The sequence below is a fragment of the Bradyrhizobium sp. 192 genome, assembly GCF_023100965.1.
Classification (GTDB): Bacteria; Pseudomonadota; Alphaproteobacteria; order Rhizobiales; family Xanthobacteraceae; genus Bradyrhizobium; species Bradyrhizobium symbiodeficiens.
Map to the genome: position 1 here is coordinate 6,388,266 of NZ_CP064690.1, position 17,199 is coordinate 6,405,464.

Annotated in this window: 18 protein-coding genes; 9 read left to right on the plus strand and 9 right to left on the minus strand. The window is 64.6% G+C overall.

What is annotated here, in order from left to right; all coding sequences use genetic code 11:
* The first annotated feature begins 5 nt into the window (after positions 1–5).
* Positions 6–161: a hypothetical protein gene (locus tag IVB24_RS29955; RefSeq protein ID WP_162848670.1), complete on the plus strand. Its 156-nt coding sequence runs from the start codon at positions 6–8 to the stop codon at positions 159–161.
* A gap of 72 nt (positions 162–233) precedes the next feature.
* Here IVB24_RS29955 and IVB24_RS29960 read toward each other — a convergent pair whose 3' ends face one another.
* Entirely contained in the window at positions 234–536 is a 303-nt protein-coding gene (locus tag IVB24_RS29960; protein ID WP_007601427.1) for an HU family DNA-binding protein, read from the minus strand.
* Positions 537–974: 438 nt separating this feature from the next.
* Between IVB24_RS29960 and IVB24_RS29965 the strand changes: the two genes are divergently transcribed.
* Positions 975–1,926, plus strand: a protein-coding gene (locus tag IVB24_RS29965) for an IS630 family transposase (RefSeq protein WP_247769420.1) whose coding sequence is annotated in 2 segments (ribosomal slippage) — positions 975–1,315 and positions 1,314–1,926 — 954 coding nt in all. Because the reading frame shifts where the segments join, the coding sequence is not laid out codon by codon here.
* Between the two features lie 12 nt (positions 1,927–1,938).
* Here the strand turns inward: IVB24_RS29965 and IVB24_RS29970 are convergent.
* The 7 genes from IVB24_RS29970 to IVB24_RS30000 all read right to left on the minus strand — a co-directional run bounded on the left by IVB24_RS29970 (position 1,939) and on the right by IVB24_RS30000 (position 10,135).
* Positions 1,939–3,174 carry an acetyl-CoA C-acetyltransferase gene (locus tag IVB24_RS29970; protein WP_247770133.1) on the minus strand — a complete coding sequence of 412 codons (1,236 nt, stop codon included), beginning with the start codon at positions 3,172–3,174 and terminating at the stop codon, positions 1,939–1,941.
* A 121-nt stretch (positions 3,175–3,295) separates the two neighbouring features.
* Positions 3,296–4,759: a GH1 family beta-glucosidase gene (locus IVB24_RS29975; protein ID WP_247770134.1), complete on the minus strand. Its 1,464-nt coding sequence runs from the start codon at positions 4,757–4,759 to the stop codon at positions 3,296–3,298.
* Between the two features lie 150 nt (positions 4,760–4,909).
* Entirely contained in the window at positions 4,910–5,317 is a 408-nt protein-coding gene (locus tag IVB24_RS29980; protein WP_247770135.1) for a hypothetical protein, read from the minus strand.
* A 61-nt stretch (positions 5,318–5,378) separates the two neighbouring features.
* Positions 5,379–5,531 carry a hypothetical protein gene (locus IVB24_RS29985; protein WP_162308317.1) on the minus strand — a complete coding sequence of 51 codons (153 nt, stop codon included), beginning with the start codon at positions 5,529–5,531 and terminating at the stop codon, positions 5,379–5,381.
* A 166-nt stretch (positions 5,532–5,697) separates the two neighbouring features.
* The gene (locus IVB24_RS29990; RefSeq protein ID WP_094971798.1) at positions 5,698–6,060 is read right to left on the minus strand and encodes a hypothetical protein; all 363 of its coding nucleotides are present in this window, start codon (positions 6,058–6,060) and stop codon (positions 5,698–5,700) included.
* Between the two features lie 77 nt (positions 6,061–6,137).
* Complete coding sequence (locus tag IVB24_RS29995) at positions 6,138–8,612, minus strand: TonB-dependent receptor (RefSeq protein ID WP_247770136.1); 2,475 nt, start codon at positions 8,610–8,612, stop codon at positions 6,138–6,140.
* 164 nt (positions 8,613–8,776) lie between these two features.
* Positions 8,777–10,135 (minus strand): histidine kinase, encoded by a 1,359-nt coding sequence (locus IVB24_RS30000; RefSeq protein ID WP_247770137.1) that lies wholly within the window; start codon positions 10,133–10,135, stop codon positions 8,777–8,779.
* 142 nt (positions 10,136–10,277) lie between these two features.
* On the opposite strand from IVB24_RS30000, the gene IVB24_RS30005 reads away from it, so the two are divergent.
* Together IVB24_RS30005 and fghA are read left to right on the plus strand one after the other, a co-directional pair.
* Positions 10,278–10,898, plus strand: a complete 621-nt coding sequence (locus IVB24_RS30005) for a response regulator transcription factor (protein WP_094971803.1) — start codon at positions 10,278–10,280, stop codon at positions 10,896–10,898.
* 67 nt (positions 10,899–10,965) lie between these two features.
* Positions 10,966–11,811, plus strand: a complete 846-nt coding sequence (fghA, locus tag IVB24_RS30010) for an S-formylglutathione hydrolase (protein ID WP_247770138.1) — start codon at positions 10,966–10,968, stop codon at positions 11,809–11,811.
* Positions 11,812–11,918: 107 nt separating this feature from the next.
* On the opposite strand, the gene IVB24_RS30015 is transcribed toward fghA, so the two are convergent.
* Entirely contained in the window at positions 11,919–12,485 is a 567-nt protein-coding gene (locus IVB24_RS30015) for a DUF3280 domain-containing protein (RefSeq protein WP_247770139.1), read from the minus strand.
* A 61-nt stretch (positions 12,486–12,546) separates the two neighbouring features.
* Here IVB24_RS30015 and IVB24_RS30020 point away from each other — a divergent pair, with 61 nt between their 5' ends.
* From IVB24_RS30020 to IVB24_RS30040, 5 genes are all read left to right on the plus strand, one after another.
* Entirely contained in the window at positions 12,547–13,728 is a 1,182-nt protein-coding gene (locus tag IVB24_RS30020; protein WP_247770140.1) for an ABC transporter substrate-binding protein, read from the plus strand.
* A 202-nt stretch (positions 13,729–13,930) separates the two neighbouring features.
* A complete protein-coding gene (locus IVB24_RS30025; protein WP_247770141.1) occupies positions 13,931–14,890 on the plus strand; it encodes a YVTN family beta-propeller repeat protein in 960 nt (319 codons plus the stop codon).
* Complete coding sequence (locus tag IVB24_RS30030; RefSeq protein ID WP_247770142.1) at positions 14,887–15,693, plus strand: ABC transporter ATP-binding protein; 807 nt, start codon at positions 14,887–14,889, stop codon at positions 15,691–15,693. The genes IVB24_RS30025 and IVB24_RS30030 overlap by 4 nt, the downstream gene beginning before the upstream one ends.
* Positions 15,690–16,538 carry an ABC transporter permease gene (locus IVB24_RS30035; protein ID WP_247770143.1) on the plus strand — a complete coding sequence of 283 codons (849 nt, stop codon included), beginning with the start codon at positions 15,690–15,692 and terminating at the stop codon, positions 16,536–16,538. The genes IVB24_RS30030 and IVB24_RS30035 overlap by 4 nt, the downstream gene beginning before the upstream one ends.
* Positions 16,535–17,137: a hypothetical protein gene (locus tag IVB24_RS30040; protein WP_247770144.1), complete on the plus strand. Its 603-nt coding sequence runs from the start codon at positions 16,535–16,537 to the stop codon at positions 17,135–17,137. The genes IVB24_RS30035 and IVB24_RS30040 overlap by 4 nt, the downstream gene beginning before the upstream one ends.
* Positions 17,138–17,199: the final 62 nt, after the last annotated feature.

A 17,199-nucleotide genomic window follows, 5' to 3' on the forward strand; every position in this document is an offset into this window, starting at 1 on the left:
GTACGATGAAGAAACTGCTGGAAGACGCGAAGCGATCGCGGAAGACGCAGAAGCTGCGCCAATTGCTCGATCGTGCCATCGATCGGGTGCGCGATGCGCTCGCAGGGCCCGAACCGCGGCTTCAGCCGATCCCGGTCCGGGTGAAGCGCCGCAAGGGTTGAGCCCTCCGTCTCAGGCCCTCGCGGCTGCCCCAATCAAAAGGCCCCCTCCTACCCGAGGGGGCCTTTGCGTCGTTAGCCCACGGCGTCCTTGGCCGCCTTGACCGGGCGGGCGCGGACGATCTTGCGGGCCGGCTTGGCCTTGAACATCATTTCTTCACCCGTGAACGGGTTGGTGCCCTTGCGAGCCTTGGTCGCGGGCTTCTTGATGACCACGAACTTGGCGAAGCCCGGCACCAGGAATAGGCCGTTCTTCTTGAGCTCCTTGTGACCAACGTCGGTCAGCGTCTCCATGACGCTCTTGACGTCGCGCTTGGAAAGCTCGGTGGTGGTCGCAATCTTTTCGATCAGCTGCGATTTCGACATTTGGGTTGCCATCGTGTCTCCTCTGATTCGTGACGGCTGCATACTAGACCAACCGGCGAAGGCCTGTAGCCTTCTGCACAGTTTTGTCGCGGTTTTACGGGCATTTTTGGCCCTCTGTGGCAAAAAACCCTGCTTTTTAGCTACTTCCTGAGCGGGAGAAGCCTCGATCAGTGGATTTTGCCTTGTTTCAAAGGCCCGCACGCAACCTTGCTAAAACTGATTCGCGGCTTTCGACAAGCGACGAGGTGCTTCTTTGTGAGAAGTCGATCGTGATTCACCCTGAAAAATAAGGTCCGGAGCGCATGTCGCGGCCTTCCTCCCCGTAAAAACAGGGCGAAAGCGAAGGGGCGATTGGCTAGAGCATTTTCCAACCTGTCGGAATCGGTAGGGGATTCCCTTGCGAGGCAAATTGTGATTCACCCTGAGGGCTGGTGATGGAGGCCAGCCCCCATGGCTAAACCGCTGTCGCCGGACCTTCGCATTCGTATTATTCGGGCTGTGGAAGATGAAGGCATGAGCCGTCGGGGCGCCGCTGTTCGGTTCGGCGTGGCGCCCTCGACAGTGATCGAACTGGTTGGCGAGTGGCGAAGGACCGGCGCCTGTGAGGCGGGAACGCAGGGCGGAGACCGGCGTTCAGCTCGGATCGAGGGTCACGCTGCGGAGATCCTCTCCCTGGTCAAGGTTACGCCTGACATGACGCTGGCCGAGATCGCTGACCATCTCTTCAAAGTCCACGGCGAGCGTTTCGTGCCGAGCGTGATCTGGCGATTCTTCGATCGTCGCAACATCACGTTCAAAAAAAACATCGCACGCCAGCGAGCAGGATCGGCCGGACGTGGCCGCTGAACGCGCAGCGTGGAAGGCGTCTCAGCCTGAGATCGGCATCCATCGGTTGGTGTTCATCGACGAGACGGGGGCTTCGACCAAAATGGCGCGGCGCTACGGCCGTTCGCCGTACGGCCAGCGCTGTGTCGCAGCGCTTCCGCATGGTCATTGGAAGACGACGACATTCGTCGGCGCGCTTAGAGCGACCGGTATGACCGCGCCGATGGTCCTCGACGGCCCCATGGATGGTCCGGCGTTCGAGGCTTACGTGACGCAAGTCCTGGTACCGACACTCAAGCCCGGTGACATCGTGGTGATGGACAATCTCGCAGCACACAAGCGGACCGAGATCGCCATCGCAATCGACGCGGCGGGCGCTCAGCTCCTCTATCTCCCGCCTTATTCGCCCGACCTCAATCCGATCGAAATGGCCTTCGCAAAGCTCAAAGCCGCCCTGCGAAAGGCCGCCGCCAGATCAATCCAGGCTTTGGACAATGCTATCGCCCTCACCACAGCCGCCTTCACCGCCCAAGAGTGCCTGAACTTCTTCGCCGCGGCAGGTTATGATCGCGCCTGATCAGAATCTGCTCTAGATGCGCTCGATGATGATGGCCGGCGCCATGCCGCCTGCGGCGCACATGGTGACGAGACCACGCTTGAGATCGCGCCGTTCGAGTTCGTCGAGCACGGTGCCGATCAGGATCGAGCCGGTGGCACCGATGGGATGGCCGAGCGCGATCGAGCCGCCATTGACGTTGACCTTGGCGCGATCGAGCTCGAGGTCGCGGACATATTTTTCCGCCACCACCGCAAACGCCTCGTTGATCTCGAACAGGTCGATGTCGTCGACGGTCAGCCCCGCCTTCGCCAACACCTTGCGCGTGGCCGGCACCGGCGCGTTCAGCATCAGGGTCGGGGAGTCCCCCATGTTCGCCATCGCGACGACACGGGCGCGGGGCTTGAGGCCGTGCGCCCTGGCGTAGGCGGGCGAGGCCAGCAGAATCGCAGCGGCACCGTCGACGACGCCGGAGGAGTTGCCGGCGTGATGCATGAAGTCGATGTTCAGATCCGGATACTTCTGGAGGATGAGACCGCGATAGGTCGTGCCCTTGTCATCGATCGCATAGTCGGCGATTGCCGGGAATGCCGGCTTCAGAGCGCTCAGCCCCTCCATCGTGGTCTGCGGCCGCGGATATTCCTCGTGGTCGAGCGCAAGGCTGCCGTCCTCGCGATGCACGGGCACGAGGCTCTTGTCGAAGTGGCCGTTCGCGATCGCGTGCGCGGCGCGCTTCTGGCTCTCGAGCCCGAGCGCATCGACGTCCCGCCGCGTGATGCCTTCGAGCGTTGCGATCGCATCCGCGCAGACGCCCTGATGCGATTGCGGATGCCGCGCGCGCAGGCGCAGATTGCCGCTATCCATCATCATCGGACCGCTGCCGCCGCGGCGTCCTTCCATCGACATCATCTCGCAGCCGCCGGCGATGACGAGGTCTTCCGCGCCCGCCATGATCGAGGATGCCGCCATGTTGACGCTGGTGATGCCGCTTCCGCAGAAGCGGTCGAGCGTCACGGCGCTGGCGCGCACGTCGTAGCCGGCATCGAGCGCCGACATCCGGCCGAGATCGCCGCTTTGGGTCGCGACCTGCGCGCTGCAGCCCCAGACGATGTCGTCGACATCGGCCGTGTCGATGCCGGTACGCGTCGCGAGCGCCCGCAGCACGGTGGCGCCGAGCTGCTGCGGATGAATGTCGGAGAGTGCTCCCTTGCCGGCCTTGCCGACGCCGCGCGGGGTCCGGCAGGCATCGATGATCAGCGCGTCAGCCATTGGCGTTGTCCTCTTGTTGTGAGTTGTTGAGGACGGTTCTGAATAAGGCGGAGAGGAGAGTCAATGCGAGACGTTTACCGCTTCGCACCCGGATTTTCCGCTGCGCGGTTTGCGAGACCGGCTACGCCCCCGCCGCGTTCGTCGCGATCACGTTGCGGTAGAAACTGGCGCTGAGTTTGGGCGTACGCACCTGGGTGTCGAAATTGACGTGGTATAGCCCGAAGCGCTTGTTCAACCCGTACACCCACTCGAAATTGTCCATCAGGCTCCAGAGGAAATAGCCGCGCACTGGCACGCCCTCGCTGGTGGCGCGCTGCAGCTGGGCGAGATAGTTGCGCAGATACATGATGCGGTCGGTGTCGTAGATCTTGCCGTCCGGCGTGACGGCGTCGTCGCCGGAGGCGCCGTTCTCGCTGATGTAGATCGCGTCCGTCTTCCAGATCTTCGCCGCCAGCTTCGGCACCCAATAGAGTGTCTCCGGCCCGACGCGCAGCCAGTCCGAGTTCATGTGCGGGAACGATTTCGGGATCGGCAGCGGCATGAAGCCCGCGCCCTGGTCGGACGCCACCACATAATTCTGCGGCGCGTAGATGTTGAGGCCGAGAAAATCGACCGGCGAGGAGATGATCTTCAGCTCCGCATCGGTGAATTTCGGCGCGTTGGGCCCGGCGAATTTCAGGAAGGCGTCGGTGTAGCGGCCCGTCATGATGACGTTGAGATAGCCGGCATTCATCTCGCGCAGCGCGATCTCGGCGGCGCGAACGTTCTCCGGGGTGTCGATGGCGGGCGCGCAGGCATCGATGTTCTCGGCCGGCCCCACCCTGGTGCCGCGGCGGCCATGGGCCCGCACCGCCTGCACCGCGAGCCCGTGCGCGAGCGCGCTGTTGTGCCTGATCTGGTTGACCTCGACCTGCGGCAGCGTCAAGCCCGGCGCGTCGATGCCGATGCCGTAACCGAAATAGACGAAGCGGCCGCTCTCGTTCAGCGTGAACACGTTCTTGACGCGGTCGGTCAGATGCCGGGCGACGTAGGCGGCGTAGTCGCCGAAGATCTTGCAGGTCTCGGTCGAGCGCCAGCCGCCGAAGCGATCCTGCAGCGATTGCGGCAGGTCCCAGTGATAGAGCGTCAGCCACGGCTCGATGCCGTTCTTCAGGAGTTCGTCAATGAGCCGGTTGTAGAAGTCGAGTCCCTTCGGGTTCGGCTTGCCGTCGCCATCCGGAAACAGCCGCGGCCAGGCCACCGAGAAGCGATAGGCCTTGCAGCCGAGCGCCTTGATGAGCGCGATATCCTCCTTGTAGCGGTGATAGTGCTCATTGGCGCGGTCGCCGGTGGTACCGTCCTCGATCTTGCCGGGGATGCGCACGAACTTGTCCCAGATCGAGGCCCCTCGCCCGTCCTCGTTGACCGCGCCCTCGATCTGATAGGACGAGGTCGCCGTGCCCCAGACGAAGCCGGCCGGAAAGCCGCCGCCGGCGCGCGGCGGCGATGCTGGCCGCGCTTCTGCCGCGCCCAGCGAACCGGTCAAGCCGGCTGCAGACAGCCCCGCGAGTTTCGCGAACCGGCGGCGCGAGACCTTGTCCGACATCGATCCTTCTCCGCTTCCAAAATGTTGCGGACGCACAATGGCGAGTCCATGGCGGTTTGAGAAGCAAGCTTTGGAACAAGCCGGATACGGAATCGCGCGGCCGGGGGCGCGACATATGGATGCGGGCCAGCCCCGCGCCGGCCTCCGCGATCAGCGCGAGCGCTTCGGCAGCTTTGGCAGCTTGCCGGGATTGAACGCCGGGAACTGCTCGGTTCGTCCCGGTGCCGGCGGCTGCTGTTCGGTCAGGATGAGCGTGCCCTTGAGGATCATTCCGGGCACTTGTCGTGTCGTCGCGGTGTAAGTCGCGATCTTGCCGGGGCAGCTTCCCTCGATATCCAAAGTGAGGTCGTCATCCACGCCGAACACCGTTACACGTCCGTCGGTATGACGCTTCGCTGTTACGGTGGCGGTGAAGCGATCTCCATCGACCCGGCACGAGCCGTGATACGTCATCAGGCTGTCACGACCCCAGATCTGCCCGTCCGCGAGATGAACGATCCCGGTACCCTGGTCGAGCGGCGTCTCGTACCACGCCGCATATGTGCCGTCCTTCAGCATGGGAGCAGTCTCCCTTGGCCATTCCCGTGCGACAATCCGCATGAATAGCGCTAAGAAAGCGTTAATCGCGCGGCCCGTGCCAATCCGGCCTTTGCCTGCGCAGCTCGGCTTCAAGCTCTTCGACGATGCCGTGAAGCAGGCACGCGGCAAGCGGATCCGTCACCTCCCGCTCCAAATACCGATAACGCGCGATCTGGCACTCCTGCTCGGTCAATTGGCGCTCTGTCATCACACGGGCCCTCCGACGAACTGACGCTGAGAGCGCCGGGCAGTTGCATTAAAATTTTAAGATCATTTGACATGGTTTCCGGTTGGTGAAGCCAGCGCCGCACGGAACTTCGGCCGCGCCGGGCCACATCGTCCCGAGGGCGGCCTCTCCTCTAGGAGGGCAGACGAAGCCAGACGTCTCTGCTTGCCAGCGTGCCGTTCGGCGTGGCGATCTCCATGTCCACGACGTGCAGAGAGCCGGGCTCGTCTGCATAGATGTATTTGAGGTGCCACATCAGACCCAGGTCCGGCGAAATGACAAAATCGTCCAATCCGTCGGTGATATCCCGAACGGCCTCGCGGTGCGTCAAGGGCGCAGAAAACATCGCATCGATGAGGTCGGCGAGGCTCATGCCCTCGACGAGCAAAAGTCGCGCGATCTCGTCACCGTAGACGTGCCGAAGCGCTGTAACGATAGCAGCGACGGCGTCCGGATTCTTCAACGCCACAGCAAAGCGAGCCTCCGAAGCCATCATGCCGGAGGCGGAATATTCTGCAAGCTCAGCGTGCGCCATCGCGGAACAAGAGGCTCTGCCTCCGGCCGCGGCCGTTCCTAGAAGGTCACCCGCATCCCCGCGTAGAACGCGCGCGGCCTTGCCGGGCTCAGCGAGCGCGGGTCGGTGAAGTCGTTGCCGCCGTTGGTGAAGTTGGGCAAGGCCTCGCGGTCGAAGAACTGTCCGTAGGTGGCGTAGCGCCTGTCGAAGATGTTGTCGACGCGGCCGTAAAGCTGGATGTTCTTCGCCACCTGGTAGGAGGTGTGGAGGTTGAACACCGTGTAGGATGGCAACTTGGAATATTGGTTGGATTCGTCGCCGACGAAATACTGGCTGGAGACGAACAGCGCGTTGCCGCCGACCTTCCAGACGTCGGTCACGGCATAGTCGATGCCGACCTTGACGCGGTGACGCGGGATCGCGGGAAGCTGGTTGCCGGGCGAAACCTGGATGGTCTCTGTCACGGGATCCCTGAACGGGCTTTCGGAGCCGAGTTCGAACGCATCGAGGTAGCGCGCGTCGACGAAGGCGTAGCTTGCCTGGAACTGAAGCGTGGGAGACTTGATGCTGACCTCGGCCTCGAGCCCTTGACGCCTGGTCCGGCCGACATTGCTGAAATAGCCGAACCCGGTCCGCCCAATTGCGGGCACAGCGACGATGTCGTCGTAATTGGTCGCGCGGAACGCGCCGACCTTCCATCCGAGCGAGCCTATGTTCAGCTCCTTGGTGCCGCGGAAGCCGGCCTCGGCGGTCTTGGAAACCACCTGCTTCAGCGGCGGGTCCGAGACGAGGAAGGCCGCGATGAGACAAGGCCGGGCCGGATCAGCGCAGCCGAGCTCAAGCGGCGTCGGCACTCGGTTGGCCTCGGAGTAACCGGCATAGGCCGTCAGCTCCGGCGTGATCTTGTAGGTGCCGCCGATCACCGGATTGAAACGGGTGAACGTGTGGTCGCCGTTGAGGGCGGACCCGAGCTGGTCTTCCAGGCTGATGCGCGCCACGTTGAAGCGGCCGCCGCCGGTGACGGCGAAGGCATCGGTGACGTTGAACGTGTCCATCGCGTACAGGCCGTTGTACTGATTGACGGTCCGCAGCGAGACGGGGCCGGCCGCGGGATCGGCCGTCGGCGTCGGGCCGAGAAAGACGCCGCTGCCGCTCACGACGTAATTTTCTCCCATCGAGCCGATTTCGGCGGTCGCGTTGTAGCGGGTGACGCTGGCGTCGTAGCTCGTGCCCATCACGAAGCGGTTGTCGTGCCCGAACAGCTGATCGGTGTTGGTTGCCTGTCCCGACACGCCGAACGTGGTCGAACGGATCGAGCCCCGATCGATCTCGCCGAGGATGGTCCCCGGCGCAAAGGGATTGGCGAGCTGCACGCCGCCCGCGCCGTTCGCGGCCGTAGTGTCGTCGCCAAAGCACAGCAGCGCCGGATCCGCGCCGCATTCCTGCGCGTCCGTCGGATTGCCGTCGACGATCTTCTGCTCGAACCTGCGCACACGGGCGCTGCCTTCGAACGTCCAGGTCGGCGTCGCATCGACCTTTCCGGTCAGATTGAGATAGCCCACGCGATTGGAGGTGGTCTGAGGCGTGGTGTAGGTCGCGCCCCAATATTTGTCGAGCAGCTCGGCCGGAACGGTGGCGCTGGCGCCGAAATCGTTCTTGGCGACACCCATATTGGCGTGGAATTCGCTGTCGCCGGCCTTGTAGCCGACGTCGCCGTAGAAGCGCCGAACGGTCGATTGGGAGAAATTGCGGAAACCGTTGTCGCGCAGGCCTTCGAGCGCGGCGTAGACCGCGTAATTCTGATCGACCTGCTTGCCCCATTGCGCCGAGCCCTGGATGCGACCGAACGAACCGCCCATCACGTCGACCTCGGCGCCCTGATAGGTGAAGCCGTCCTTCATTTGCAGGTTGAGCGCGCCGCCTAGCGCGTTGAGGCCGAACGCCGGGTTGTTGGTCACCAGCGTTACCGACCTGATGGCGGCGGTCGGTATCAGGTCCCAGTTGACGGCATCCGAGAACGCTTCGTTGATGCGGACGCCGTTCTGATACACCGCAAGGCCCTGCGGCGTGCCCACCACGGGCGAAGCGACGAAGCCGCGGAATTCGACATCCGGCTGGAATGGATTGCCGGTGACCTCGGTGATGTTGACGCCGGCGATATTGTCGCGCAGCGCGTCGGTGACGTTCAGCGATCCGGTGCGCTTGATCTGGCTGGCATCGACGGCGTTGATCGCCGACGGCACTTTATCGACGTCGAGGCCGCGGCCCGTGCCCGGCGCGGTCGGGTAGACGTAAAGCCGCGTCTTCGGAGCGGCGGACGACGGCGCCCCTATGCGCGCAACCGGCCGCGTCGGCGCGGTACGCCTGGCCACCGACGGCGGTGGCGCCGCGACTTCGACCGGCGGCAGATTCTGGACGTTGGTCTCCTCGTCCTGCGCGGCCAAAGCGGGGCTTGCGAAAACCACCCCGGACACCAGACCTGATGACACCGAGGCCATCAACAAACGACGCCTGAACGAAAGAACCTTGCCCATCCCCGCCTTCCCATCCGTGACCACCGGCTGTTTTGATCTTCGCCGTTTTGGTTGAGACGAGTGTATGCGGCCGTCGCAATCCCGCCAGCCACAAAAGGTCGGGCATTATCCGCTCCCGATCTCCCGACCAAATCGGGAAGATTTCCCGATCATTTCGGGAGCGATCAGGCCACCGCCGTCGGAACCAGTGCCTCCACCGTCAATCCGCCATCGCCGGAGACGACGTTGAGCGTGCCGCCCAGCGCCAGGATCCGCTCCCGCATGCCGACGAGGCCGAAGCCGAGCTTCTGGTCCGGCTCCATGCCGCGGCCATTGTCGCTGACCCGCACCCGGGCACAGACGCGGCCGTCCTGCGCCGTCTGCTCCGCCGGCTCGATCACGACATTGACCGAGGTCGCGCCAGCGTGGCGGAACACGTTGGTGAGCGCCTCCTGCACGATGCGGTAGATGGTGAGGTCGGCGGTCTCGCCGGTTGCGCCCAGCGCGGGTGAGATCGACGTCTCGATCGCGACATCCGGATGCGATTCCCGCCACAGCCGCGACAGCGATTCCAGCGCCTGGCGCAGGCCGAGCTCAGCAAGGCCGACGGGGCGCAGGCGCTCCAGCACGCGGCGATTGAACTGCTGCAGCGCGTTGATCTGCTCCAGCATGGCGCTGCCGTGTTTTCGCACGGCCTCGGCGCTGGGAACGCGTCCGTCCGCCTGCTTCGCCAGCGCGCCGGCATGCGCCCGCAGCGAGAACAAATACGGCCCGAACTCGTCGTGGAGCTCGCGCGCGATCTCCTTGCGCTCGATGTCCTGGAGCGACACCGCGCGCTCGGCGAGGCGCCGCTTGTCCTCGACGGCCTCACCCAGCGTTGCGGCGAGGTGGTTGAGCTTGGTGCAGATCACCGCGAGCTCCGGCGCACCGCCCGGTGTGACACGGGCCTCGTAATGTCCGCCTTCCAGCTCCCCCATTGCCTCCGCCAGCGACTGCAGCGGCGCCAGCGCGCGGCCGACCACCTTCATCATCAAGAAGAACAGCGCCAGCGCGATCGCCGAGCCGACCTCGAGCTGGGTCACGATGCCGTCCCAGATCTCCGCGATCTCGTCATCGGGATGCGAGGTGATCAGGAGCGAGCCGGGCCTGCCGTGGATCGAGACCGGTACGCTCACCGCGGTCTGCTCGGGATGAACCAGGCTGACGAACCAGGCCGGCGGCCCGCGCGTGTCGGCGTCAGTATCAAGCCGGGGCGGCGTCTGCGGATTGCCTGCGGCATCCCGAAGCGTGATGCTGACATGGCGCAGACGGCTGAGATCGCGCGCGATCTGGTTCAGCCTGGCATCCGGATCGGGCGCCTCGTTGAGATCGGCAACGATCATCTCGATGAATTCGCGCGCGAGGCGGATCACGCTCTGGTCCTCGGCCTGCACCCGCGGACCTGCCTCCGCGACCTGGCGGCCGATATTGACCGCGAGCCCCAGCGCCAGCAGCAGCGCCAGCAAGAGGTTGATGCGCCCGCGCAAGGATAGATTTTGCCACATTGGTGTCGCCCGTGCCTCGCGATGCCTCGCCCGCCCCGGTCCGATGGCGTTGACAGGGACGAAGCGGCGGATATCTAATCGGAAGCGTACAGCAATCCCGGCCGGGCGCGAAACAGGCCGACGCTGTCACAAGGAAACGCCTATGCGCATTCTGATCGTCGACGATCATCCCATTGTCGCCTCCGGCTGCCGTGCCGTGCTGGCCGACGAGGGCGAGATCGAGATTTTGGAGGCCGCCGACGCCGAGGACGGCGAGTGCGTCTTCATCGTCGAACGCCCCGACCTCTGCATCATCGACATCAATTTGCCGACCGTGTCCGGCTTCGAGCTCGCCCGCCGCATCCTCGAGCGCGCGGCCGATGCCCGCATCATCATGTTCAGCATGAACGACGACCCGGCCTTTGCCGCGCGCGCGATCGAGTGCGGCGCCAAGGGCTACGTTTCCAAGACCGGCGACCCCGACGATCTCGTCGAGGCGATCCGCGCCGTCGGCGGCGGCGGCACGTATTTGCCGAGCGCGATCGCGCGCAGCATCGCCTTCGCAGGGCCGACGCTGGCGCAAAGCCCGCTGTCCAAGCTGAACCCGCGCGAAATGGAGATCCTGCGGCTGCTCAGCGCCGGAAAGAGCCTGTCCGAAATTGCCTGGCTGGTGCAGTCGTCCTACAAGACGGTCGCCAACACCTCGTCCATCATGCGCCAGAAGCTCGGGGTCAAGACCTCGGTCGAGCTGGTGCGGCTGGCGATCGACAGCGGCGTCGCCTGACGACGCCACGAATTCGGTCACACAAGCGTTGCAATATTGATGTGGTGAGATGCCACGGAGTGAAGGCATGACGATTCAGACTGTCTCGACCAACAAATCCTATGGCGGCGTGCAGGGCGTGTATCGCCATGCCAGCCAGGCGACGGGAACCGACATGGTGTTCTCGGTCTATGTTCCGCCGCATGCCGACGGCGCCAGGCTGCCCGTGGTCTGGTACCTGTCCGGCCTCACCTGCACCCATGCCAACGTCACCGAGAAGGGCGAATTCCGCAAGGCCTGCGCCGAGCTCGGCCTGATCTTCGTCGCGCCCGATACCTCACCACGTGGGCCCGACGTGCCGGGCGATGCCAACAACGCCTATGATTTCGGCCTCGGGGCCGGCTTCTATGTCGATGCGACCGAGGCGCCGTTCGCGCGCAATTATCGGATGTGGAGCTATGTGACCGACGAGTTGCCGAAGCTCGTGGCGGGAAATTTTCCCGTCGACGCCAAGCGGCAATCGGTGATGGGCCATTCGATGGGCGGCCACGGCGCGCTGACGGTGGCGCTGCGCAACCCGCACCGCTATCGCGCCGCGAGCGCGTTCGCGCCGATCGTGGCGCCCTCGCTCGTGCCCTGGGGCATCAAGGCGCTGACCGGCTATCTCGGGCCGAACAAGGACGCATGGCGCAGCCATGACACGGTGGCGCTGATCGAGGACGGCGCGAAGTTTTCCGGCTTCCTGGTCGACGTCGGCGAGGCCGACAATTTCCTGAAGGAGCAGCTGAAGCCGGAGCTGCTCGAAGCCGCCTGCAGCAAGGCGAACATCCCGCTGACGCTGCGGATGCAGCCGGGCTATGACCACAGCTATTATTTCATCTCGACCTTCATGGGCGATCATCTGCACTGGCATGCTGAGAAGCTGAAGGGGTGAGACCGCTCTCTCCTCCCCCTCTCCCCCGTTCGTAGGGGGAGAAGGTCGGGGTGAGGGGCTACATCCCCGAAAGCGGTGACAGTGGGACTCGCGGAAAGGCGAAGAACCTACTCCCGCCTGCCGTAATTCGGCGCCAACAGCCGGTTGCGGATCAGATAGCTCATCGTGCGGGTCCAGGCTTCATCCGTGTTGCCGCGCATGTCGGCGCTCGCCGCCATGATCATTTGGCCGGTCTTCACGTCACGCAAATAGACGTTGAGATTGATGATCAGGTTCGAGACCTTCTGCACCATGCCGGTGATCTCGAGGTCAGCGCCCAATTCGCCGGCAAGCTTGAGGTCGCAGCCGCCGCAGGCCTGCAAGTTCGCGTGACGGGCGGCATCCCTGACCGGCGCGATGTCGAGCATCTGGAACCTGCCGGACTCCTTCAATTCCTTGCGCAGTTGTTCGCTGATGAGCACGAGCCGCGCCTCTTCGGGCCTGGAGCCGTAAAACTCGCCCGGCAGGCTGGTATCGATCAGCTCGAAATCGAACACGGCGAGCTTGGGTGGATCGGCGCGCGCGACCGACGGCGTCAACAGCAAAGCGGCGATCACCATCAATGCTCGCATGATCGTGATGCCGCCGCGCGCGGGGACGAAATGCGGGGTTGCATGCCCTGACAAATTGGTCATGCTTGAAGCAGAGACAATTCTCCACCTGCGGTCAAGCCGGGGGGGATCGCTCGGAGGAAACATGATCCGATGGTTGGCCGGTCTGATCGGCTTTGCTCTTGCTGCGACGAGCGCGCTCGCGGCGGAGCCTGCCCTGATCGGCGTCGGCTATCTCGGCATCGCTGCGACCCGATCTACACTGTCGCTGGTCGAGCAGCCCGCGGAGAATGACGGCATCGCCGGCGCGCGGCTCGCGATCGAGGACAACAACACCACCGGGAAATTTTTGGACCAGCGGTTCGTGCTGGAAGAACGCCGCATCAGGGAAGGTGAGGACGTCGTCCAGGCCGCGAACGCGCTCGCGGAGAAGAACGGCTTCATCATCGCCGACCTGCCCGCCGATGCGCTGCTGAAAGTCTCGGACGCCCTGCGCGAGCGCGGCACGCTGCTGTTCAACGCAGGCGCGATCGACGAGCGGCTGCGCGAGGCCGATTGCCGCGCCAATGTGATCCACACCGCGCCGACGCGGGCGATGCTGGCGGATGCGCTCGGGCAATATCTCGTCTGGAAAAAGTGGTCGCGCTGGCTGCTCGTGGTCGGCTCGCATGACGAGGACAAGCTGTTTGCGGATGCGCTCCGGCGCACCGCCACACGGTTCGGCGCCAAGATCGTGCAGGAGCGCACTTTCGAGGACAAGGGCGGCGCACGCCGCACCGACAGCGGCGTGACGCTGATCCAGCGCCAGATGCCTGTGTTCACCCAGCAGGCGCCCGCCTACGACGTGCTGGTCGCTGCCGACGAGAGCGAGGTGTTCGGCGCCTACCTGCCCTATCGCACCTGGGATCCCCGGCCCGTCGCGGGCTCGGCAGGTCTCGTGCCGCGCAGCTGGGACGCATCGCAGGACCAATGGGGCGCGATCCAGATGCAGAACCGCTTCATGAAGCTGAATTCACGGCGCATGTCGGCGCTCGACATGCAGGCCTGGACCGCGGCCCGCATGATTGGAGAGGCCACCTCGCGCACCAATTCCGGCGACGTCAAGAAAGTGACTGATTTCATCAAGGGCCCGGACTTCTCGGTCGCCGCCTTCAAGGGCACGCGGCTGACCCTGCGTGACTGGAACCTGCAGCTGCGCCAGCCGATCCTGCTGGTCGACGGTCGCATGGTGGTGTCGGTCTCGCCGCAGGAAGGATTTCTGCACCAGGTCTCCGAGCTCGACACGCTCGGCTATGATCGTCCGGAGAGCAAATGCAAGCTGAAGTGAGCGATGTGAGATGAGTTCAAGCTGGCTCGACAACGACGCAGCGCCCCCTCCCCCGCTTGCGGGGGAGGGTTGGGGAGAGGGTATTTCCGCTCGCGAGAGCCCCCAAGAGGAAAGAGCCCTCTCCCGCATCGCATCTGACGATGCGATGCCACCTCCCCCGCAGGCGGGGGAGGTGGAGACCGCCCGCGGGCAGACATCACGCATGCTGGGAGCAGCGTCGCTGCTGACCCTTGCGCTCGCGGCCGCGCCAGCACACGCCTTCATCGCCTACGTCTCAAACGAGAAGAGCAACACGGTCTCCGTTATCGACACCGACAGCTGGACCGTGACCAAGACCATCAAGGTCGGCCAGCGCCCGCGCGGCATCGATTTCACGCGCGACGGCAAGTTCGTGATGGTCGCGGTCGGCGACGACGACACCGTCCAGATGATCGACGCCAAGACGCAAGCCGTGGTGGACAGCCTGCCCTCCGGACCGGACCCGGAACTGTTCGCCCAGGACGCCGCCGGCAAGATCCTCTACGTCGCCAACGAGAACGACAACACGGTGACCGTGATCGACCTCGAGAAGCGCGCCCGGCTCGGCGACATCCAGGTCGGCGTCGAGCCGGAGGGCATGACCATCAGCCCCGACGGCAAGACGCTGATCAACACGTCGGAAACGACCAACATGGCGCATTTCATCGACACCGCCTCGCGCCAGATCGTCGCCAACGTGCTGGTCGACGCGCGGCCGCGCTTTGCCGAGTTCAAGCACGATGCTTCCGAACTGTGGGTCTCCTCCGAGATCGGCGGCACCGTCTCGGTGATCGACCCGAAAAAGCACGAGGTGATCGGCAAGGTCACGTTCGAGATTCCGGGCCTGCGGAAAGAGGCGATCCAGCCGGTCGGCATCGGCATGACCAAGGACGACAAGACCGCCTTCGTCGCGCTCGGCCCCGCCAATCGCATCGCCGTGGTCGACGTGGCCTCGCGCAAGGTGACGAAATATCTGCTGGTGGGTCAGCGGGTCTGGCACATGGCGTTCACGCCAGACGAGAAATACCTGCTGACCACCAATGGCGTGTCGAACGACGTCTCCGTCATCGACGTCGCCGCGCAAAAGGTGATCAAGACCATTCAGGTGGGCGAACTGCCCTGGGGTATCGCGATCGCACCATGACCAGCCCTGCTCCGATTCCCGAACCACAGGAGGCGCCGAAGCCAGATACGGCCGCGGTGCCGGCGCTGTCGATCGACGGCGTCAGCCATGCCTATGGATCGCGGCGGGCGTTGATCGACGTCTCTTTCAACGTTCAGCCGGCGAGCTTCACCGCGCTACTCGGGCTCAACGGCGCGGGCAAGAGCACGCTGTTCTCGCTGATCACGCGCTTGTTCGGCATCCAGTCCGGCCGGGTCGGCATTTTCGGCCATGACGTCGGCAAGAGCCCCGGCGAGGCGCTGCGGCTGCTCGGGGTCGTGTTCCAGCCGCGCACGCTCGATCTCGACCTGTCGCTGACGCAGAACCTGCTTTATCACGCCGCGCTGCACGGCATCAGCCGGAGCGAGGCCTCCGCACGCAGCGCCGAGCTGCTTGGCCGCATCGGGCTCGCCGACCGCGCCGGCAGCAAGGTGCGCGATCTCTCGGGCGGCCAGATGCGGCGGCTGGAGATCGCGCGAGCGCTGTTGCACCGGCCGCGGCTGCTGTTGCTCGACGAACCCACCGTCGGCCTCGACGTCAAGGCGCGCGCCGACATCATCAGCCAGGTTCGCCGGCTCGTGACGGAGCAAGGCATCGGCGTGCTCTGGGCCACACATCTGTTCGACGAGATCATGCCCAGTGACGACCTCGTGGTGCTGCACCAGGGCAAGGTACTGGCGAAGGGGCCGATGAGCCGCGTCGTTACCGAAGCCGGCGCGCAGGACGTCAACACCGCCTTCATGCGCCTGACCGGCGCGCAGACCATGCCGGGAGGCGGCGCATGAGCAGCATGACCACGCGCGACGCCCCGCGCGGCTTCTCGGCCGGCGAGTACATAACCTGCCTCACCGGCATCGTCTGGCGCGAGGGCCTGCGGTTCCTGCATCAACGCGAGCGCTTCGTGTCGGCTCTGGTGCGGCCGCTGGTATGGTTGTTCATCTTCGCCGCCGGCTTCCGTCAGGTGCTCGGCATCTCCATCATCCCGCCCTACGAGACCTACATCCTCTACGAGGTCTATATCGCGCCCGGGCTGATGGCGATGATCCAGCTGTTCAACGGGATGCAGTCCTCGCTGTCGATGGTCTACGACCGCGAGATGGGCAACATGCGCACGCTGCTGGTGAGCCCGCTGCCGCGCGGCTTCCTGCTGTTCTGCAAGCTGCTGGCGGGCACCGCGGTGTCGCTGCTCCAGGTCTATGCATTCCTGCTGATCGCCTGGCTCTGGGACATTACCCCGCCATCCCAGGGCTATCTCACGGTGCTGCCGGCGCTGATCCTGTCCGGGCTGATGCTGGGCTCGCTCGGCATGCTGATCTCCTCCGGCATCAAGCAGCTCGAGAACTTCGCCGGCGTCATGAACTTCGTCATCTTCCCGATGTTCTTTGCTTCCTCCGCGCTCTACCCGCTGTGGCGGGTGCAGGAGGGAAGCCCTTATCTCTACTATCTCTGCGAGGCCAATCCCTTCACCCATGCGGTCGAGCTGATACGCTTTGCGCTCTATGGCCAAATCAACTGGATCTCGCTGGCGGTGGTCGCGGCATGCACAATCGTCTTCATGATCGGCGCGATTTGGGCCTATGATCCCTCGCGTGGGCTGGCGCGACGGGGGCCCGCAGGAGGCGAAGGATGAAGGTTCTGGCCATGGCTGTTGTGGCGCTGTCGGGCACGGCCGCCCACGCGGCCGATCCGCGCTACCCCAACTGGCCCTGCACGCAAGCCAAGGTGCCGGAGATTTCGCTCGCCGCCGTCTGGGCTGGTCCTGCGCTCGACGACGCCGAGACCAAGTGGAAGAACGATGCGAAGATCACCGCGCTGGTCGCGAAGCTGTCGGCGCGCAAGACGCCGATGGACGAGGCCGAGAAGTCGGTGAAAGACTTTTTGGCCGCCTCTTCCGCCGACAAGACCAACAACGCAAAGCTGCTGTTCGCCGGCCTCTTCGACACGCTCAATGCACAGCGCTCCCAGGTGATGAACGGGCTCGAGCGCGTCAGCCGCAAGCAGCGCGAGGCCGCCGACAAGATTCGCGAGGAGGCTATTCAGCTCCAGGCGCTGCAGGGCGCCACTCCGCGTGACGAGGCCAAGGTCGAGGCGCTCGGTAACGAGCTGATCTGGAAGACCCGCATTTTCGAGGACCGCAACAAGGTGGTGCGGTTCGTCTGCGAGGTTCCAACCACGATCGACCAGCGCCTGTTCGCGCTCGGCCGCGTGATTCAGCAGGAGATGGAATAGCGTCCGCCTCGCTTGCCGGTTACGGCAGGTTCCCGGATCGGCCCGTTAACCTTAGCCCTGCT